Source organism: Plantactinospora sonchi, from assembly GCF_036422035.1.
GTDB classification, from domain to species: Bacteria; Actinomycetota; Actinomycetes; order Mycobacteriales; family Micromonosporaceae; genus Plantactinospora; species Plantactinospora sonchi.
Window position 1 is genome coordinate 261019 of sequence record NZ_JAZGQK010000013.1, and the last position, 18497, is coordinate 279515.

The window sequence follows — 18497 nt, forward strand, 5'->3', positions numbered from 1 at the left end:
CCCGGCGGGCGGCAAAGGGTCGTAGCCTCCTGCCATGGAGGAGACCTGCGAGGTGATCATCACCGCGGCGGAGGCGGACTGGCTGGCCGAGTTCACCCGTCGCCTGGTGACGGAGCGGCTCGCCGCCTGCGGACACAACACCGCCACGATCCGCTCGATCTACCGCTGGGAGGGGAGCGTCCACGACGAGGACGAGGCCCGGGTGGCCCTGCACACCCGGCGGACCCTGGTGCCGGAGATCGTGGCCCGGGCGAATCAGGAGCACCCGTACGAGGTGCCCTGTGTGATCGCCCTGCCGATCGTCGACGGCAACCCGGAGTACCTGCGCTGGATCATCGCGGAGACCCGGGAACCGGCGGAGCCGGCAGCGGAGGACTAGACAGAGCTACACGGGGGCGGCCCGAGTCCGGGCCCGCCCCCGTGTGGCTCGTCACGCTCCGGCGGTCACCGGTAGTTGGTGAACTGCAGCGCGACGCCGAAGTCCTCGCCCTTCAGCAGCGTGATCACGGCCTGCAGGTCGTCCTTCTTCTTGCCGGTGACCCGCAGCTGGTCACCCTGGATCTGCGCCTGGACACCCTTCGGGCCCTCGTCGCGGATCTTCTTGCTGATCGCCTTGGCCTTGTCCGACTCGATGCCCTGGATGATCTTGCAGTCGATCTTGTACGTCTTGCCCGACGAACGCGGCTCGCCGGCGTCCAGAGCCTTCAGGGAGATGTTCCGCTTGACCAGCTTCTCCTTGAAGACCTCCAGGGCCGCCTTGACCCGCTCCTCCGTCTCGGCCTCGAGGCTGACCGCCTCGTCGCCGGACCAGGAGATAGCGGCGCCGGTGCCCCGGAAGTCAAACCGGCTGGTGAGCTCCTTCTCCGCCTGCCGGAGGGCGTTGTCGATCTCCTGCCGGTCGACCTTGCTGACGATGTCGAACGACGGGTTGGCTGCCATGGTTGCGCTCCTGCTGTTTGCGTCATGAAGGTGTGCCGGGGCCGCCGGGTGGCGGTACGACAAGCCGACCGTACCCGGTTGCGCGGCCCCCCGATGCAACCGCTATCCTTGCTTCCGCTGCCGCGCTTAGCGGGGCGGCACGCCCAGGCGGGTTGCCCGAGCGGCCAATGGGAGCGGACTGTAAATCCGTCGCGAAAGCTACAGAGGTTCGAATCCTCTACCCGCCACAAACAGCAAAAAGGGCCACTGACCAGCGCGAACGCCGGTCAGTGGCCCTTAGCGTAGGTCCCGCTGAGTCTCAGCCCGGACCGTTCGATCTCACTCGTCGTGTCGCATACGTGTCGCCGAGATCAGCCCGGTTTCGGACTGCTCAGGCGGTGGCGTTTCCTCGGGCTCCCACAGTGCTAGCGGCTGCTGGCCTTGGTGGAGGAGGTGCGGCAGTCGGGTTACGCCGGGTCGTCACGCGTGGCGAAGACCTCGCGGGCGGCGAAGGTGGCGTTCACTGCACGGGGGAAGCCGCAGTAGACCGCGGCGTGGAGGATGGCCTCGGTGATCTCCTCGCGCGTCAGGCCGACGTTGAGCGCGGCGCCGATGTGGACCCGCAGCTGCGGCTCGCATCCGCCCAGAGCGGTGAGGACGCCGATGGTGACCAGCTGCCGGCTTCGGGGGTCGAGTCCGGGACGGTCGTAGATGTCGCCGAAGGCGAAGGCTGCGACGTGGTGGCCCATGGCGGGGTTGATGTCGGCCAGTGAGTCGATGACGGCCTCGCCTTGGTGCCCGTCGACCTGGGACAGCACGCTCAGGCCGTGCTCGCGGCGGGCAAGGCTCTCAGGGCTGTTGATGTCGTACTGGGCAGTGCTGGTGGTTCTCGTCATGGCTGGGGTGCTCCTCCATAGGTGGCGATCTTGTACTCGGTGGCGGCCAGGGCCAGCTGCAGCTGAGCGATCTGTGAGCGCAGGGTGTCTCGGTGCTCCAGCAGCATGTCGAGGCGCTCGGGCACGGTGGACTGGCCGGCGTCAACGAGGCCGATGTAATGACGCAGGTCAATGATCGACATGCCAGAGGTACGCATTCGAGTGAGGAAGACCAGACGTCGGACTGCCGCAGCGTCGTACCGGCGGTGGCCGGCGCTGTCCCGCGCGACCTGGACCAAGCCGATCCGTTCGTAATAGCGCAACGTGTGGGGATTGATCCCCAGGTGCGCTGCCACCGTGGCGATGTCCCACTCGGTTGCATCGTCATCGCGAGCGAGCTCGCGCAGCGACTCGATGGAGACCCCACCTGGCGGGTCCACCGCGAGGCGCAATGCCTCCCGGAGTGCGTCATCAACTTCCATGCCGTGCACGCTAGGGCTGTGAGCGCGCTCTAACGCAAGGATCCCGTCAAGTCCTGATCTCGGACATGACGGTGCCGATGGCGTTGCCCGCCCGTGCCGAAACGCAGGCGGACGCCCCGGCCGTACGGGAGCGCGCCGAGCGCATCACCCGCCGGGCGGCGGAGTGGTCTTCACACTGCGCCGTACGCCCGGGATGACCGACGCGGAGTTCGAGCGGGACACCGCCGTTGGTCGGCGCGGACCTTGCCCGTCTGAAGAGGGTTCTGGAGAGCGCCGGCACCCGAGCAACCATGGCCGGCTGTTGTGCATGTGCCGGGCGGATCTGACAGGCACGTGGTGGGACTTTCGGGGCGCATGACTGGCCGGCGAGCGGCAAGGGTGTCCGCCGGCCAGCCGGCGGACACCCTTGGTCGGCATCAGCGGGGAAGATCGAACGGCCGGGGGTACGGGGCCGGCCGGTAGGTGAGGTACCCGTGCGTGACCCCCGGGTCCGACTCCGCCGCGAGCCGGTTCAGCGTCGCGGGCCGGGTGTCGGGCCACCGTCCGGTGCTGATCCTGCCTTCGAGGGTGCGAACGGCCGCCAGCATTTCACCGGCGGTGAAGGTGCAGTGTCCGGCCCGGTGCACGTACGCCTGGCGGAGCAGCCGCGAGCGGCTGGCATCGCTGACTGCCTCGTCGTAGGCGTGCTCGACCTGTACCGGAACGAGCGGGTCGCCGGTGGTGTGGATGCTCACCATCGGCATGGTGAGCCGACCGGTGAAGGAGATGTTCCGGCTCATGTAGCCGACCGCTGTCGGGTCGGCGGTGACACGCGGTGCGCTGGCCAGCGCGGCAAGATCGTCGCGCAGCGACAGTCCTGACCGCGCGTACAGTTCCTCGACCTCCTGTCGGATGGCGGAGTGAGCGAACATGCGGTCGTAGTCGGCGCCGGTGTTCCAGGACATGTTGCCGCCGGCGTGCTCCTCGGCCTCCTGCCGCCAGGAGAGTCCCGTTTTGAGGAACTCGCGGAGCACCTCGAACTGGTTGCGCTGCGCGGTGTCGTGGTCGTTCGCGTCCGGCTCCGGCTGTGCCGGGTTGGTCCATGCCGGGATGTTGCGCAACGCCGCCGCCAGTGCGATACGTGCGCGGCCCTGCGCGGTTGCCTGTGCCGCGTCGAGGGCGGTGGTCAGTTCGACGGTCGAGGCGAGTGCCGTGGCCTGGTCGGGCAGGCGTACCAACGGCGCGGTCGAGCCCGGTGCCAGCAGGGTGCGGATGGCGAACATCGTGTCGAGGCTGTTGTTCCAGTTGGCTACGGCACCTTGTTCGAGCCCGCACATGGTCACGGTGCCGTCGAACCCCTGGCTGTACCGCTCGGCGAGCCCGGTCGTGATCATGCCGCCCATGGACGTGCCCCAGGCGATCGTTCGACGGGCCGTACCGAACCGGGCCCGGAACTCGTCCAAGGCGCTGAGTTGGGCCGGTAGGGCCTGTTCCACCACCCAGCCGGTCTCGGGGTACGAGGATCCGACCTGGGCGTACCCGGCCGCCAGTAACGAGGTGCGGACGTCGTCGCTGGGCGCGTTGCGGGCCGGGTTCGGCACGCCATCGGGCAGATAGCCATGGCTGTAGAGCAGGACGGTGCCGTTCCAGTTTGCCGGCACGTCAATCACGTAGGCCGAGCCGTCCGGAAGTACGCCCTCGAGATGGGCGGTGGTGACGGAGCGCGCAAGCGCGACGTCCGGACTGACGGCGAAGCTGAGCGGGGCGACGAGCAGTAGTGCCAGGAGTGCGGTGGCAGGTCTCTTCACGGGCGGCAGGTTCCTTTCCGGAGCCGGGTCGGATATCGGCGTTGCACCTGTCGTGCAGGGGGAACAACCGCGACGGCGTCGACGCAGATTCGTCGAGAGACTGCGCAGGCTCGGTCAGCAATCAGCCTCCTGCCTGTTGCACGAGCCTGGCTGTTACGTACGCGGTGGTCTCGGCGAGGAGGGCCTGGTCGTATTTGGCGTCCCTGGTGCCCTTGCTGGACATGATCGCGATGACGAGTGGGGCGGCGTCGGGTGGCCATACCACCGCTATGTCGTTGGCGGTGCCGTAGTCACCGGTCCCGGTCTTGTCCGCCACGGTCCATTCCCGTGGTACGCCAGCCCGGATACGTTGCGCGCCGGCAGCGGTGGCGTTGCGCTCCAGCAGGTCGCGGAGGAAGGCACGCTTGTCCGCCGGCAGGACGTCCCCCAGCAGGATCTTCTGGTAGTTGGTACCGAATGCCCGGGGCGAGGTGGTGTCGCGGGGATCTCCCGGGGTGGCTTCCGTGATCGTCGGCTCCCACCGGTCCATCCTGCTGACCGTGTCGCCGAGGCTACGTAGGTACGCCGTGAACCGGGCCGGCCCGCCGAGGTCGCGGAGCAGTAGATTGCCGGCCGTTCCGTCGCTGTAGCGGACCGCGGCATCACACAGTTGTCGGATCGTCATTCCGGTGGCCACATGCCGCCGGGTGATGGCCGCGCTGTCCATCAGGTCGCCTTCGGCGTATCTGATGACGGTATTCAGGTGGGACAGCGGGTTGCGGTGCAGGACAGCCGCTGCCGCCAGTCCCTTGAACGTCGAGCAGAACGCGAACCGTTCGTCCGCCCGGTAAGCGATGGTGGCCCCGGTGTCGGTGGCGAGGGCGTACACGCCCAGGCGCGCGTCGAACTTCCTCTCCAACTCGACCAGTTGACCGTGGTGATCGCTCGCCGCAATGGAGGGAGACGAGGACGCACCGGCTGACGGTCGCGTCGCTGTCCTCTTGTCTTCCGCACATCCGGCCAACGGCAGGAGCGCCGCCACCCCCAGAAGAGCGCGGCGCGTGATGACCGGCTGTCGTGATGTCATGACCTTCCCTCCACCAGGCGAGTAACGACTGACGCAAGCGGGCTGGAGTTGGTTTGCCGTAGCTGGAGTGACCACAGGCCACAGCTCCCTTCGGCACCTCATTACCGGCAAACCGTCATCTATCCGAAGAGATGGCCCAGGTCGGGCGGAAAGCAGTCTGGCACCCGGCAGTGCATGCTGTCCAAGACAGAAATGCGTAAACCAATGCTGATTTCGCATAGATGTAGGCTGCCGGCCGTGGACATCGTCAGGGCCTGCCAGGCGTTCGTGGCGGTAAGTGGGCATGGCAGCTTCACCGTGGGTGCCGCCGCGGCAGGCATGCCGCAGTCGGTGGCCAGCCGGCGGATCGCCGCTCTGGAGGAGCACTTCGGCGCGAAGCTGTTCGACCGGTCGTCGCGAAACGTCAGTCTGACCCCGTTCGGCCGGGACATGCTGTCCTCGGCCCGGCGGCTGGTCGAACTCGTCGAGGCGATGGAGCATGACGCCGAGCGCGCCAGGCAACGCCCGTTCCGACTGGCCGTACCGGCGGTCTCCGCCCCACGCCAGCTCGCCGGGCTTGTCGCCGAGGCGCGTCGGCACGACCTGAACCTCGCCCTACGCGCAGCCGGGCCGGGTGAACGCGCGGCACTCGCCCGGACGCTGGAGGTCCGGGCGGCGATCGTGTCCGTACCCGCGGACGGAGCGCCGTGGCGGATACCGTTGGGGCTGGCGGGCAGCGCCGAGCCGGCGGGGCAGACGATATACGTGGAAACCCTCCGCGCCGGCCGGGCCGGACGTGCGGCACGCCGCCGGCGCCTCTGGATCCAGCCGGAGGACGACGTGCCGCACGTACGCGACCGGGCGATCCGGCTACGGAACGAGGTCGGCCTGCAACCCACCCAGGTCGCGGTCGCCGCCTCACTCGTCGACGCCGCGGCCGACGTGCTCGGCTCGGCCGACCTGTTGCTCTGTTCCGCCGTCCAGGCCGACGAACTGGGCCTGCACTGGCGGCCGATCGGCGAGGTGGAGCTGGTACGCGGTTACGACGTCGCTGCCGGACTGCGCGAGGACGCCCAGCGGATCCGGGCCCTCCCGCTGGCCACGATCGGGCGCTGCCTCGGCATGCCGGACCACGGCAGCCGGAGCGGCGACGTGCCGGGCGACGGTGAGGCGTAGCGGTGGGGACGACGAAGGTTCTGCGCGACGCGCGGGAGGCCCTGCACGACGGCGGCCTGCGCGGCTCGTTTCTGGTACGTGACCTCGACACCGGCAACGAACTCGCGATCGACGCCGAGGTGGAGTACCCCATCGCCTCCCTGGTCAAGGTGCCGCTCGCGATCGCCACGCTGGAACGTGTCGGACGCGGCGAACTCGACCTGGCCACGGCGATCGTGGTGCAGCCCGGCCGCGTCACCGCGCCGGGACCGACCGGCCTGACCAAGTTTCGGCACCCGGCCACCGTCGCGCTCGAGGACCTGCTCTACCTCAGTACGGCGATCAGTGACGGCACCGCGGCCGACGCGCTGTTCGCCCTCACCCCGCCCGCCGCGGTCAACGCGGAGCTGCGGCGGCTTGGCTACGACGGCATCGTGGTACGCCACCTCATGGGGGACCTCACCGAGACGCCAGCCGAGCGGTTCGCGCCGGCCGAGGGGCATCTTGCCCACTCTCTCGCCATCGGTGCGGCGACAGCGGGACAGGGGCACCCGGTGGCCCAGCTCGACATCAGTCGCGCGAACGTCGGGTCGGCCCGGACCTTCGTCGACCTGCTCGAGGGATTGTGGCGGCCGACGACGATCCAGCCTGCCACCGCGGCGCGGGTCCGCGAGCTGATGAGGAACAACGTGATCCGGCAGCGGCTGGCTCCCGACTTCAGCTCCGACGCGTCCCGATGGTCGTCGAAGACCGGCACTTTGCTGAACCTCCGACACGAGGTCGGGGTCGTTGAGCACGCCGATGGGCAGACGTTCGCCGTCGCCGCCCTCACCGAATCCCGCGTACCAGCCGTGCTGCAGCCCGAGGCGGAAGCACTGATGGCACACGTCGCCCGGATGCTCCGCGACCAGTTGCGGATGGCCTGAGCGGATGGGTTGGTCGACCCGCGCCTGAAACACCGCCGCCCTGCGTTTCGGCGGCACGCTACGGGCCGTTGAGCGGCAGCGTCGGTCTGTCCCACAAGAGGTGGTTCAGCGTCACCCGTCCGGGGTTCGGGGCGGGAGTTCGGATTTGTGAGGAGATCTCCCGTATTGCGGTGACTTCGCGTGCCAGACGGAGAACGAGGGTTCTTCCGGTCGAAGACTGGCGCAATCCGCTCGAGAGGACACGGGGCCATGCACGATCTTTCTCGCCGCAATCTGCTCAGGGCGACGGCGGCCGCCGGTGCCGGGGCCGTCGTTCTCCCGGGCATCGTGGCCGGGGGTACTCCGGCCATCGCGGCCGACGGCTGGGGTGCATACCCCGGCGCGAGGAGCGAGCCGGCGACGCTGACCGGCCGGATCGTCCGCCCCCAGGATCCCGGGTACGCGGACGCGAGCCTCGGCTGGGACGAACTTTTCGTACGGTATCCGCTGGTCATCGTCTTCGCCCAGGAGACCCAGGACGTGGTCAACGCCCTCACCTGGGCGCGGCAGAACGATGTCGCACTGCGGGTGCGGAGCGGCCGCCACAGCCTCGAGGGCTGGTCGAACGTGGACAACGGCATCGTGATCGACGTCAGCGAGTTGAAGTGGGCCCAGATCGACGAGGCCGCCCGGGTCGCGACGGTCGGCGCCGGGCTCAACCAGTTGGAGGCGGTGACCACGCTCGGTGAGCATGATCTCGCGGTCACGACCGGTACGGAGGGAAGCGTCGGCCTGTCCGGCGCGACCCTCGGCGGCGGCTTCGGGTTCCTCACCCGCTATCTCGGCATGGCCTGTGACAACCTGATCGGGGCGGAGATCGTCGTCGCGTCGGGTGCCGACGGCGCGAAGGCCATCGAGGTGGATCTGAAGAACCACCCGGACCTGCTCTGGGCGCTCCGCGGAGCGGGAAACGGCAACTTCGGGATCGTCACCTCGCTCACCTACCGGGTAACTCCACTGAGGAGCGTGGCGTACCTGCAGGCGACCTGGGAGGGCCTCGACGATCTCCACGCGGTCTTCGACACGTGGCAGCGCACCGCACCGTTCGCCGACAAGCGCCTCGGAACCCAGCTTGAGATCCACACATCGCAGATCCTGCTGTTCGGGGTACTCGCGGACGGCTCGGAGGCAGAGGCGGAGGAGTTGCTGGACGCGATCCTCTCGATCGGCAGCCCCGAGGTCACGGTACAGACCGGCGGCTGGGGCGACATCTACGCCGCGTTCCAGATTCCGACCGAGGACGAGCCCGCGAACTGGAAGTTCTTCTCGCAGTTCAGCAACAAGCCGTTCCCGGAGAAGGCGATCAGCCTGATCCGCGAGTTCATGGAGAACGCCCCGTCGGAGGACAGCAACTTCTTCACCCAGGCGTTCGGCAAAGGGGCTCAGACGAGGGAACCCCGCGGCGGCTCGGCGTTTCCGCACCGCGACGCGCTCTTCTACTCCGAGCCGGGCGTCGGTTGGGGTACCCGTGGAGAGCCGGACAGCGGCGACGACACCACCCCGATCGCCCAGGCCTGGATCGCCGAGTTCAGCCGGGCGCTGCGGCCCTACGTGGACGGCGCCTACGTCAACGTGCCGAACATCGGGATGCAGGATTGGGAGACCGCCTACTGGGGCGCCAACTTCGAGCGGCTGCGCAAGATCAAGGCGAAGTACGACCCCCACAACGTCTTCCAGTACGAGCAGAGCATCCCACCCGCGTCACGCTGACCCACAGCGGTGCCGGCTGACCGACCAGGGCTCCCGCTGCCCGGGTTACCGCAGGGCGGCCCGCTCGTCGATCCGACGTGTCGGAACGGTGGGGCACGGTGTCAACGCGCACGGCTCTCTCGCCCTCGCCCGGAAACCGCCCACCGGGCCGTACGTCGGAGTGGACCGGTGGGACCGGTAACCGTCGCGTGAGCCGGTGAACCGGTGGTTCGGCTAGGGCGTGTCTGGTCCGGTGACGTGGCTTGTCGGGGTGAGCCGTGCCGTGAGCAGGTCGAGGGTGCTGACGAACCGGGTCACCTGCTCCGGCCCGAGGCCGGCGAACAGTCGCCTGGCGGCGGCCTGGTAGTCGGCGGCGAGTTGTTCGGTGACGGTACGTCCGGCGGTGGTGAGTTCGACGAGGATGGCCCGGCGGTCGGTGGGGTGGCCGCGCCGGCTGACAAAGCCGGTTTCCTCGAGGGCGTCGACGAGGGCCGTGATGTTGCGGGCGGTGACGCCGATGGCGTGGGCCAGTTGACGTTGGGTGGTGGGGCCCTGACGGTGGAGCTGCCAGATGACGGTCGCCCGTGCGCGGCTGAGGCCCCTGGCCACCAGGCCCGCCTGCAGGTAGGCGTTGACGGTGACCGAGAACGCGAAGAGCCTCTCCATGGCGTCAGGGAAGTCCTCGCATGCCGGGGTGGCCAGCTCCAGCTCATTGTGTATGTCGTTCACTATGTATAGCCTCCATGTTTATCGTACCGGCAACGGTTGATCCCCCACGTGCGGGATCTTCGCGGGAAGGTGTTGATCCATGGCAGGGATGTCACACCCGATCTTCGCCCGGGTCTACGAACGGGTGAGCGTGCTGATGGACCGCGCTGGTGCCGCCGATCACCGGCGGGCGCTCGTCGCGGACCTGCGCGGCCGGGTGATCGAGATCGGTGCCGGCAACGGACGCATGTTCCCGCACTACCCGGCGTCCGTTTCCGAGGTGGTGGCGGTCGAGCCGGAACCGCGGCTACGGGCGCTCGCGGTCGACGCCGCCTCGTCGGCGCCGGTGCCGGTGCGGGTGGTCGACGGACTGGCCGACGCCCTGCCAGCCGCGGACGGGGAGTTCGACGCGGCGTTGGTGGCGTTGGTGCTGTGCTCGGTGCCCGACCAGCCCACCGCGTTGGCGGAGATCCGGCGGGTGCTGCGCCCTGACGGCGAGCTGCGGTTCTACGAGCACGTGGCCGCCGCCGAACCTGGTCTACTGCGGCGTACGCAGCGCTTGGCGGACGCGACGGTGTGGCCACTGCTCTTCGCCGGCTGCCGGACCGGCCGCGACACCGGTGACGCGATCGCCAGCGCCGGTTTCAGGATCGACGAGCTGGCGCGGTTCCGATTTCCGGGCACGGGGTCGAGCAGCCCGGCGGCACCACACATCCTGGGCCGGGCCACCCGTACGCCCGACGAGGTGCCGCGGTGACCGGCGGCGACGACGGCCAGGTGCCGGTGGTCGTCTACACCCGGCCGGGTTGCCCGTACTGCTTCCTGCTCCGACGCGGGCTGCGCCGACGTCGGATCGTGTTCACCGAGGTCGACATCTGGGCGGACCCGGCCGCGGCGGCGGCGGTCCGGGCGGTGGCAAACGGCAACGAAACCGTGCCGACCGTGCACGTCGGAGGGGAGTGGTTGGTGAACCCCCGCGCCGGGACGGTCGGCAAACTCGCCCGTCCCGATCCTCGGTAGTCAGGCCCAGCTGAGGCGCTGGCGGAGCAGGGACTGTTCGGCGGGGTTGGCGGTCAGCGCCAGCGCCCTCTCGTCGGCGGCCCGCGCCTCGTCGGGCCGGTGCAGGTCGCGCAGCAGTTCGGCCCGGGTGGCGTGGAACAGGTGGTAGCCCGCCAGCACATCAGCGAGCCCGTTCACCTCGTCGAGGGCCGCGACCGGCCCGGCGACGTACCGGTTGGCGACCGCGCGGTGCAGCCGGGTGACCGGTGACGGGGCCAGGTGCAGCAACATGTCGTAGAGAACCCGGATCTGCGGCCAGTCGGTCGCCTCCCATCCGGGCGCCTCGGCGTGACAGGCCACGATCGCCGCCTGGAGCTGGTACGGGCCCGGCCGCCGCTGGGCGGCCGCGGTGGAGATCAGCCGGGTCGCCTCGGTGATCCCCGCGCGGTCCCAGAGCGTCCGGTCCTGGTCGGGCAGCTGTACCAGGTCGCCGTGTTCGTCGAACCGTGCCGCGGCCCGGGCCCGGTGCAGTCGGATCAGGGCGAGCAGCCCGGTCACCTCCGGTTCACCCGGCATGAGGTTGTGCAGTGTCGCGGCGAGGAACTCGGCGTCGTCGGCCAGGTCCCGACCCCGCTCCGGCTCGGCGGTGCTGGGCAGGTACGCCTCGTTGAACAGCAGGTACACCACGGCCAGGACCATGGCGAGCCGGTCACCGAGCTCGTCCGGGCCCGGGACCCGGTACGGGATGCCGGCCTGGGCGATCTTCCGCTTCGCGCGGGTGATCCGCTGCCCGACGGTGCTCTCCGGGATCAGGAACGCCTTTGCGATCTGGGCCGTGGTCAGCCCGCACACCACCCGGAGGGTGAGCGCCACCTGGGCGGTACGGGGCAACGCCGGATGGCAGCAGGTGAAGATCAGCCGCAGCAGGTCGCCCGGGTCGGGCTGGGCGGGCCAGACCAGGAGGGCGAGTTTGCCGCGGTGCAGCGCGTCCCGGCGCAGTACGTCCAGCCCACGTCGTCGGGCGACGGTGTAGAGCCAGGCGTCCGGCCGATCCGGGATCCCGTCCGCCGACCAGTGGCGTAGCGCCGCTTCCACCGCGTCCTGGACCAGGTCCTCGGCGGCGCCGAAGTCCCCGGTGAGGTGTACCAGCGAGGCGGCGAGCCGGCCCGCGTGGTCACGGACCACCCGGGCCAGCTCGTCGTGTGGCACGACGGTCATCCGGCGACGGGCCGGATCTCGACGATCGGGCAGGCGGGCCAGACCCGGACCATGGCCAGCGCCTCGTCCAGGTCCGCGACGTCGATCTCCACGTAGCCGCTGATCACCTCCTTGCCCTCGACGAACGGGCCGTCGGAGACCAGGGGCTCCCCGCCGGCCAGGCGCACGGTGGTCGCGGTGTGCGCCGGCAGCAGATGGGTGTGGTGGGTGATCTTGTCGCTGTGGTCGGCGAACCACTGCTGCACCCGCAGGTAGGCGCGTTCCTGCTCCGCGCCGTCCATGGCCTGCAGGTCGGCGGCGAACTGCTCGGTGTCGACGAACATCAGCACGTACTTCATCGTCCGGTCCTCTCGGTTGCCGGTCGGTGGCGCGTACCGGTCGACCGTGTCGCCGTGCACCGCCGACCGGGCGGCGGTCGTCGTCTCGTAGACGACCGGCGGGAGCCCCGTTCCGACATCCGGGCGACTGAGCCTCACCGAACCGAACGATCCGACCCGGGTACGGCGGTGGCCGTCTCCCCGATCATCCAACAGCCGACCGGCGGGCCGGCGCATCCGAGCGGCGGTTCGGCACCGGCAACACCAGGGACCGGATCCCCTGATGTCCCGGGGATCAGTCGAACCGCCCACTCGGGCGCGCCGATGCCCGGGGGAGAATTTATCGATGACTGTCGTAGGGATGATCGTCGCTGGTCACGCCGTTGTGTGGGGCGTAGTCCAGCCAGCCGGGCACGCGGTCGCGTGGACCGATGGGCAGGTCCTGCCCGGCCGCCGGCCCTTTGGCCTGCGCCTCGGTCGGCTCGACGGCGGCGCAGCGCGTCCCGACGCGCGGCACGGTCAGGCTGATCAGGTAGGCGTCGGTGGTGCCCCGGGTGCAGTCGCTGCGGTCGTACACGCCGTGGCCCCAGCCCTCGTAGGTCAGCAGTACGGTGGCATCGCGGGACTGTCGGTGGGCGTTGACGGCCCACGCGTAGGCGGTCGCCGGGTCGTGTAGCGCATTGAGCATCAGGATCTTCGGCGCATCGGTGATGCGTAGGCGGTGCTGCGGGTTCACCGTGTCCCCGGAGCGGCCGATGCAGGCCGCCACCGCGTCGCTGCCCAGTGGGGAACCGAGCATGTTGGGCGCGATCCGGTTGGTATGCGAGGTGAGCGCGACGAACTCCCGGTGGTTGCGCACCGGGAGGCTCCAGTCCAGGCAGAACACCGCCGGGAACGGGTACGCCGTCAACTGCGGCTTGTCGGCGGCCCCCGACGCCGCCCGGGTGGAGGACTCGTTCAGCACCGACAGGAACTCGGCGAGCGGCGTCCAGGTCGGACCGTAGAAGTCACTGAAGGCCCGCTCGCGGATCTCCTTCGAGGTGATCACGTTCGACGATCGCGGGTGGGACAACCCGCCGCGGTCGGCCCGTTCCAGCAGGCTGTGCCACACCTTGACCACGTCCTGGTCGTGCAGTGCGCAGGACTCGGTGCGGTCGCACCAGGCGACGAACTCCGCGAACGAGTCTTCGGCGGCCACGGCCTCGGTCTCGGCGAAGCCCCAGGTGTCCAGGCTGTGGTCCATGGTGCTGTCGAGGACCATGGCGCGGATGCGGTCGCCGTGCCGCTCGGCGTATTGCTGGCCGATCAGGGTGCTGTACGAGAGGCCGAAATAGGTGATCCTGCGTTCGCCCAGTGAGCGGCGCAGGGCGTCCATGTCCTCGACCACGCTGAGGGTGTCCACGTGGTCGAACAGCGGGCCGGTGTTGGCGCGGCAGTCGTCGGCCAATTCCCGGTTGAACCGGGCCAGGTCCTCGAACTCGGCCTGGTTGTCCGGCGGGAACGGCGGGCGCTGGTCCAACTTCCGCAGGGAACACATGACCGGCGTGCTGCGGGCGATGCCGCGTGGGTCGATGCCGATGATGTCGAAGCGCTTCTGCACCTCAGGGCTGAAGTATCTGTGGGCCACCAGTGCGAAGTCGACGCCGGAGCCGCCGGGGCCGCCGAGGTTGATGAACAGCACGCCCTCGCGCTTGGCCGGGTCGGTGGCCTTGCGGCGGGCCAGCGCGAGGGTGAACTTCTCGCCGCCCTGGTCGGCCCAGTCAACCGGCATGGGGATGGTGCCGCACTCGACGTCGGCCGTCTCGGGGCACGGTGCCCAGGTGACGTTGGCGCGGTAGCCGCGGTCGCGGTCCACAGGCGCGGCGCCGGCGATGCCGATGCTGCTCGCGACGAGCGCCGCGGCGGTCACACCGATGCCGAGCACCCGGATGATCGGTCGCACAATTCCTCCTTGTTCCTGTCACTCTCAGGCGATCGAGTCAGTTACGAGCGGTTATCAGCTACGGATGGCGACCCTCTTTGCGGCCATCGTCACGACGCGTGTCCCGCGCCACGGCAGTCCAGGCGGTGTGGGCGATCGTGCGGGCAGCCCGCCGGTCCGACAGGTGGCGGTCGATCGTGTCGTGGACCAGGTCCCGCGTCCGGTCGGAGATTCGGTTGCCCCGACGGAGCCACGCCCGTAGGACGACGATCGCGATCACCCCGAGCAGGAGCACACCGCAGATGATCACCGCGTACCGCAGCAGAATGAGGTTGAGGATCATCGGGATCCGCTCGTCGTCGACCTGTTTTAGCAGCATCATGCTAGATACGCTAGCACGGCCATGCTAAAACTGTGAGGTGCCCAAACATGTTGATCCCGAGCAGCGTCGACTCCTGGTCGCCGACGCCGTTCTCGACGAGATCCTCGACAACGGGATCCAGTCCGTGACCCTTGCCCGCATCGCGCAGCGCACCGGACTGGCCATCGGCAGCATCCGCCACTTCTTCACCGACTTCGACGAGGTGCTGACCTTCACCTTCTCGGTGATCGTGTCCCGGATGCGGGACCGGTCCGAGGGCTCGGAGGGCGACAGCGGCACGGACGCACTCGACACCATCGGTGCGATGCTGCTGCGTTCAGCGCCGGGCCGAGTGCCGCACCGGGAGAACGTCGCCTACCTGGAGTACCTCATGCGCGCCCGTACGATGCCGCACCTGAGAGCCGAGATCTCCCAGACGCAGGCCGCGGGTGAACAACTCGTGGGCGACCTCGTTCGCGCCGCCTTGTCGGACACCGGGGCGTCCGACGAGGACGTCCGACTGGAGACCATCACGATCACGGCGATGCTCAACGGCCTCGCGCTCACCGACGCCCACGCGACGGAGCCGCTCGACGAACGCGACGTGCGGCAGATCATCGCCCGCATGCTGGAGCGGCTCCGCGGGGCCTACCCGGCGGGAAGCTGACGCGGTGGCCGGACCGGCCCCGTCACGCTGACCCACCGCCGTGCCGGCTTCCGTACCGGGCGACACTGCCGATCTCGAGTGCGACCCAGGGCGCCCCGTCCGGACCGATGGTGATGCCGTGTGGCTCGGATCCGGGCGTCGGCAGGTCGTACTCCCGGATCTCGCCGTCCACGGTGATCCGGCCGACGCGGTTGGCGCCCCACTCGGTGAACCAGCATCCGCCGGCCGGGTCCGCCACGATGGCGTGCGGGCGGGCGGCCCGGTCCGGCAGCGGAAATTCCTGGATCCGACCGTCCGGGGTGATCCGGCCGAGCTGTCCCGCCCCGATCTCGACGAACCAGAGGGCGTCGTCGGAGCCGGCGGTGATGCCGACCGGTGCGGCCCCGTCCGTCGGCAGCGGATGGACCGTGGTCGTGCCGTCGAGGCCGAGCCGGCCGATCGCGTTCGCCTGGTTGAGGGTGAACCAGAGCGCGTCGTCCGGTCCCACCGTGATCATGGCCGGCATGCCCTGCCTGGTGGGCAGTGGATACTCGGTGACCTCGCCGGTCACGGTGATCCGGCCGATCCGGTCGGTGTTCATCTCGGTGAACCAGACAGCATCGTCGGGGCCGGCCGTGAGCCCGTAGGGTCCACACTCCGGCGTCGGCAACGGGTACGACGTCACCTCGCCGGCCGGCGACACCCGTCCGATCCGGTGGTCCCGGATCCGGGTGAACCACAGTGCGTCGTCCGGACCGACCGCGATCACCGACGGGCCGGCCGCGATCACCGACGGGGAGACAGTGTCCCCGTCCGGGTCGACCGCCGGTTCACTCCCGACACCGTGCACGGGAGAGCGCTCGGTGCGGCCGTCGACGGTCAACCGGACGATGGCGTCGGCGTGCACCAGGGTGATCCAGAGCGCGCCGTCGGGACCCGCCGTGATGCCGTACGGCCCGTCGCCGGGCGCCGACACCGGGATCTCCCGGATCGACGGTGGGGTGTGCTCACGCATCGCCGTCTCCTCCTGTCATCGGGATGTGGCGTCCGTACCGGCCGGCGGACATGGTGCGGTGCGTGCCACGCCAGCGGTGCCGGAACCGCCGGTCGTGGCTGACCACGACCAGCGCGCCCGGGTAGTCGTCCAGAGCCGTCTCCAACTCCTCGACCAGACCGGGCGAGAGATGATTGGTGGGCTCGTCCAGCAGCAGTACGTCGGCAGGCACGCTGAGCAGCCGGGCCAGGGCCAGCCGCTGTCGCTGCCCGGTGGAGAGCCGACCGACCGGCACGCTGATTCTGTCCGGATCGAACAGGCCCAGGGCCAGGAGTTGGTCCAGGTGCTCGTCGGCCGTCCCGGGCAGCCCACGCCCGAACGCGGCGAGCAGCGTCTCCCGTGGGTCGGCGACGGTCGGCTCCTGCGGCAGGTGACCGATCCGGCCCCGACGGAGCACCCGACCGGTGTCGGGTCGCAGGGTGCCGGCCAGGGCGGCGAGCAGAGTGCTCTTTCCCGCCCCGTTCGGTCCGGTGATCAGCAGTCGTTCGCCGGCCCGCACCGTCAGGTGGACCTCGTCGAGCCGGTTGTGGACCGTCACCGCCACGGCCTCCAGCAGCGGCGGAGGCTCGTTCACGGCTTCCGCCGCCGAGGTGGCCGGGATGGGGGAGTCGGTGGTGCGGGGCGAGACCGGGAGCGTGAACCGCAGGGGCTCCGGGGGCGGTGGCACCGGACGGTCGATCAGCCGCTGTAACCGTTGCTCGGCGTTGCGGACCCGGCTCGCCACGGACTGCTGGACCCGAGCGCCGTGCCGGTCGTACGCCATCTTGTTGCGGTCCTTCATCATGCGGCCGGGCGCGACCTCGCGGGCGGTGGTCGCGGCGACCTCCCGCAGCCGGTCGATCTCGGTCCGCCACCGGAGGTGGGCCTCGGCCCAGCGCCGGCGCGCCGCCGCCTTCCCGGCCAGATAACCGGAGTATCCGCCGCCGTAGCGGACCAGGGCGCGGCGGTCACCGTCCACTTCGATCAGTGTGTCGGCGACCTGTTCGAGGAAGACGCGGTCGTGCGAGACGACCACGGTGGTCCCGGAGCGGCCGCGCAGGTGTTCCGCCAGCCAGGTCAGCGCCGCGTCGTCGAGATGGTTGGTCGGCTCGTCGAGCAGCAGCACCTCCGTACCGGCGGCCAGCACCGCCGCCAGGTGCAGCCGGGCCTGTTCGCCACCGGAGAGGCTGCCGAGCCGTCGGTCCCGGTCGACGGTGGCCAGTCCGAGGCCGTGCATCGCCCGCTCCACCCGGGCGTCGGCGTCGTACCCGCCGCGTAACTCGAAGACGGTCAGCAGGTTGCCGTACTCGGCGAGGTCGCGCTCGTCGCCGGCGGCGAGCAGCGGTTCCAACGTCCGCAGCCGCGTCTCGATCTCGCGCAGTTCGGCCAGGGCGTCGTCGATGACCTGCCGCACGCTCAGGTACGTCGGCAGCGGCGCGTCCTGTCCGAGGTATCCCAGGCCGCCGTCGGTGACGACGGTCACCTGCCCCTCGTCGGGCTTCTCCCGACCGGAGAGCAGGCGCAGCAGGGTGGACTTGCCGGAGCCGTTCTCGCCGACGATGCCGCTGCGCTCGCCAAGGGCGATGGCGCAGTTGACCGAGTCGAGGACGGTGTGTTCGCCGTACGACCTGGTGACGGCGTGGAGGCTGAGTTGGGTGGGCATCCGGACACTCCGAAGCGTTGGCGGTCATGGCCGTCCGTGGGGACGGCGCGGGACACGGGAACGCTTCATCGGAGCATCGGAGGACCCCTTAACGCGACGACTGTGGCAATAAGATTCTGGCATGGCGTCACCCTCACGGCGAACCGGTTTTTCTGCCCCGCCGACCGCCCGCGCCCGCGCCGGCGCCTTCACCGCCACCACACATTCGGAGGTCGACTCTTGAAGAGGTGTGTTCGGCGGCGCTCGTCGTCCCTCTGATATGGACGGAAGTTCCGGCATTTCCGACTATCGGGGCGATGGGCATCGGGTGATTCTATGGCGATTCGTCCGCGATACCCCGACTTATATAGATAAAGCTCTTTGAGTCTAATACCGCATCGGCGGAGTTTGTTAGGGGCGATCCTCTACGGGTGGTGAGTCGTATTGAGCGCTGAGTGAATCATGTCGACGATCTGCCGCCGAGGTGGTTGCGGCCGGGCGGCGACATTACCCCTACCGAACGGTTGGACTTGCTCGGATGCATGGTTCGTTGGGTGGGTGACGCCTTTGTGGTGACTGCCGACTGTGGCACCATCATGGAACATCTACTTCCTCTACCTCACTTCGACGGGAGCAACCAATGCCTGCACGGAGGCTGGGCCGGCTCGTGGGCTCTCTCCTGCTGCTCGCGGTGCTCGCCATAGGCAGCTACGCCGCCAGCGCGGGCGGATTCACG

Annotated in this window: 19 protein-coding genes, 1 tRNA gene and 1 pseudogene; 9 read left to right on the forward strand and 12 right to left on the reverse strand. The window is 69.5% G+C overall.

Annotated elements, in window-relative coordinates; translation table 11 throughout:
- Positions 1-34: 34 nt before the first annotated feature.
- Complete coding sequence (gene cutA / locus V1633_RS17695; protein WP_331215439.1) at positions 35-379, forward strand: divalent-cation tolerance protein CutA; 345 nt, start codon at positions 35-37, stop codon at positions 377-379.
- Positions 380-444: 65 nt separating this feature from the next.
- Here the strand turns inward: cutA and V1633_RS17700 are convergent, their stop codons facing one another.
- Positions 445-939 carry a YajQ family cyclic di-GMP-binding protein gene (locus V1633_RS17700; protein ID WP_331215440.1) on the reverse strand — a complete coding sequence of 165 codons (495 nt, stop codon included), beginning with the start codon at positions 937-939 and terminating at the stop codon, positions 445-447.
- 146 nt (positions 940-1085) lie between these two features.
- On the opposite strand from V1633_RS17700, the gene V1633_RS17705 reads away from it, so the two are divergent.
- Positions 1086-1166, forward strand: a tRNA-Tyr gene (locus tag V1633_RS17705).
- 219 nt (positions 1167-1385) lie between these two features.
- Here V1633_RS17705 and V1633_RS17710 read toward each other — a convergent pair.
- Positions 1386-1814: a carboxymuconolactone decarboxylase family protein gene (locus V1633_RS17710; protein WP_331215441.1), complete on the reverse strand. Its 429-nt coding sequence runs from the start codon at positions 1812-1814 to the stop codon at positions 1386-1388.
- Entirely contained in the window at positions 1811-2275 is a 465-nt protein-coding gene (locus tag V1633_RS17715; RefSeq protein WP_331215442.1) for a MerR family transcriptional regulator, read from the reverse strand. The genes V1633_RS17710 and V1633_RS17715 overlap by 4 nt, the downstream gene beginning before the upstream one ends.
- A gap of 47 nt (positions 2276-2322) precedes the next feature.
- On the opposite strand from V1633_RS17715, the pseudogene V1633_RS17720 reads away from it, so the two are divergent.
- Positions 2323-2439 (forward strand): annotated as a pseudogene (locus tag V1633_RS17720) (GntR family transcriptional regulator); the annotation flags it as partial.
- 252 nt (positions 2440-2691) lie between these two features.
- Here the strand turns inward: V1633_RS17720 and V1633_RS17725 are convergent.
- Positions 2692-4062, reverse strand: a complete 1371-nt coding sequence (locus tag V1633_RS17725) for an alpha/beta hydrolase (protein WP_331215443.1) — start codon at positions 4060-4062, stop codon at positions 2692-2694.
- Between the two features lie 121 nt (positions 4063-4183).
- Entirely contained in the window at positions 4184-5128 is a 945-nt protein-coding gene (bla, locus tag V1633_RS17730) for a class A beta-lactamase (RefSeq protein ID WP_331215444.1), read from the reverse strand.
- 237 nt (positions 5129-5365) lie between these two features.
- On the opposite strand from bla, the gene V1633_RS17735 reads away from it, so the two are divergent.
- From V1633_RS17735 to V1633_RS17745, 3 genes are all read left to right on the forward strand, one after another.
- Positions 5366-6283, forward strand: a complete 918-nt coding sequence (locus V1633_RS17735; protein ID WP_331215445.1) for a LysR family transcriptional regulator — start codon at positions 5366-5368, stop codon at positions 6281-6283.
- Positions 6284-6285: 2 nt separating this feature from the next.
- A complete protein-coding gene (locus V1633_RS17740) occupies positions 6286-7188 on the forward strand; it encodes a serine hydrolase (protein ID WP_331215446.1) in 903 nt (300 codons plus the stop codon).
- Between the two features lie 249 nt (positions 7189-7437).
- On the forward strand, positions 7438-8937 hold the full coding sequence (locus V1633_RS17745) for an FAD-binding oxidoreductase (protein ID WP_331215447.1): 1500 nt from the start codon (positions 7438-7440) through the stop codon (positions 8935-8937).
- 213 nt (positions 8938-9150) lie between these two features.
- Here the strand turns inward: V1633_RS17745 and V1633_RS17750 are convergent, their stop codons facing one another.
- Positions 9151-9645, reverse strand: coding sequence for a MarR family winged helix-turn-helix transcriptional regulator (locus V1633_RS17750; protein ID WP_331215448.1), 495 nt, complete (start codon positions 9643-9645; stop codon positions 9151-9153).
- Positions 9646-9724: 79 nt separating this feature from the next.
- Here V1633_RS17750 and V1633_RS17755 point away from each other — a divergent pair, with 79 nt between their 5' ends.
- Positions 9725-10381, forward strand: coding sequence for a class I SAM-dependent methyltransferase (locus V1633_RS17755; protein ID WP_331215449.1), 657 nt, complete (start codon positions 9725-9727; stop codon positions 10379-10381).
- Positions 10378-10644: a glutaredoxin family protein gene (locus tag V1633_RS17760; protein ID WP_331215450.1), complete on the forward strand. Its 267-nt coding sequence runs from the start codon at positions 10378-10380 to the stop codon at positions 10642-10644. Before V1633_RS17755 ends, V1633_RS17760 begins: the two co-directional genes overlap by 4 nt.
- On the opposite strand, the gene V1633_RS17765 is transcribed toward V1633_RS17760, so the two are convergent.
- From V1633_RS17765 to V1633_RS17780, 4 genes are all read right to left on the reverse strand, one after another.
- Positions 10645-11841 (reverse strand): RNA polymerase sigma factor, encoded by a 1197-nt coding sequence (locus V1633_RS17765; RefSeq protein WP_331215451.1) that lies wholly within the window; start codon positions 11839-11841, stop codon positions 10645-10647.
- Positions 11838-12317 carry a YciI family protein gene (locus tag V1633_RS17770; RefSeq protein ID WP_331215452.1) on the reverse strand — a complete coding sequence of 160 codons (480 nt, stop codon included), beginning with the start codon at positions 12315-12317 and terminating at the stop codon, positions 11838-11840. The genes V1633_RS17765 and V1633_RS17770 overlap by 4 nt, the downstream gene beginning before the upstream one ends.
- Before the next feature lie 181 nt (positions 12318-12498).
- Positions 12499-14100, reverse strand: coding sequence for an alpha/beta hydrolase (locus V1633_RS17775; RefSeq protein ID WP_331215453.1), 1602 nt, complete (start codon positions 14098-14100; stop codon positions 12499-12501).
- 58 nt (positions 14101-14158) lie between these two features.
- Positions 14159-14461, reverse strand: coding sequence for a hypothetical protein (locus tag V1633_RS17780; protein ID WP_331215454.1), 303 nt, complete (start codon positions 14459-14461; stop codon positions 14159-14161).
- 37 nt (positions 14462-14498) lie between these two features.
- Here V1633_RS17780 and V1633_RS17785 point away from each other — a divergent pair, with 37 nt between their 5' ends.
- Positions 14499-15107 (forward strand): TetR/AcrR family transcriptional regulator, encoded by a 609-nt coding sequence (locus V1633_RS17785; protein WP_331215455.1) that lies wholly within the window; start codon positions 14499-14501, stop codon positions 15105-15107.
- Positions 15108-15129: 22 nt separating this feature from the next.
- Here V1633_RS17785 and V1633_RS17790 read toward each other — a convergent pair whose 3' ends face one another.
- Both V1633_RS17790 and abc-f read right to left on the reverse strand, forming a co-directional pair.
- Positions 15130-16101 (reverse strand): Vgb family protein, encoded by a 972-nt coding sequence (locus V1633_RS17790; RefSeq protein ID WP_331215456.1) that lies wholly within the window; start codon positions 16099-16101, stop codon positions 15130-15132.
- Positions 16094-17782: a ribosomal protection-like ABC-F family protein gene (gene abc-f, locus V1633_RS17795; RefSeq protein ID WP_331215457.1), complete on the reverse strand. Its 1689-nt coding sequence runs from the start codon at positions 17780-17782 to the stop codon at positions 16094-16096. The genes V1633_RS17790 and abc-f overlap by 8 nt, the downstream gene beginning before the upstream one ends.
- Between the last annotated feature and the right edge of the window lie 715 nt (positions 17783-18497).

Bases quoted from the DNA above. Each gene is read 5' to 3' on its own strand.
- V1633_RS17765 (WP_331215451.1), bottom strand. From the start codon at position 11,841: ATGACCGTCGTGCCACACGACGAGCTGGCCCGGGTGGTCCGTGACCAC.
- V1633_RS17745 (WP_331215447.1), top strand. From the start codon at position 7,438: ATGCACGATCTTTCTCGCCGCAATCTGCTCAGGGCGACGGCGGCCGCC.
- V1633_RS17790 (WP_331215456.1), bottom strand. From the start codon at position 16,101: ATGCGTGAGCACACCCCACCGTCGATCCGGGAGATCCCGGTGTCGGCG.
- abc-f (WP_331215457.1), bottom strand. From the start codon at position 17,782: ATGCCCACCCAACTCAGCCTCCACGCCGTCACCAGGTCGTACGGCGAA.
- bla (WP_331215444.1), bottom strand. From the start codon at position 5,128: ATGACATCACGACAGCCGGTCATCACGCGCCGCGCTCTTCTGGGGGTG.
- V1633_RS17710 (WP_331215441.1), bottom strand. From the start codon at position 1,814: ATGACGAGAACCACCAGCACTGCCCAGTACGACATCAACAGCCCTGAG.
- cutA (WP_331215439.1), top strand. From the start codon at position 35: ATGGAGGAGACCTGCGAGGTGATCATCACCGCGGCGGAGGCGGACTGG.
- V1633_RS17780 (WP_331215454.1), bottom strand. From the start codon at position 14,461: ATGATGCTGCTAAAACAGGTCGACGACGAGCGGATCCCGATGATCCTC.
- V1633_RS17700 (WP_331215440.1), bottom strand. From the start codon at position 939: ATGGCAGCCAACCCGTCGTTCGACATCGTCAGCAAGGTCGACCGGCAG.
- V1633_RS17715 (WP_331215442.1), bottom strand. From the start codon at position 2,275: ATGGAAGTTGATGACGCACTCCGGGAGGCATTGCGCCTCGCGGTGGAC.
- V1633_RS17755 (WP_331215449.1), top strand. From the start codon at position 9,725: ATGGCAGGGATGTCACACCCGATCTTCGCCCGGGTCTACGAACGGGTG.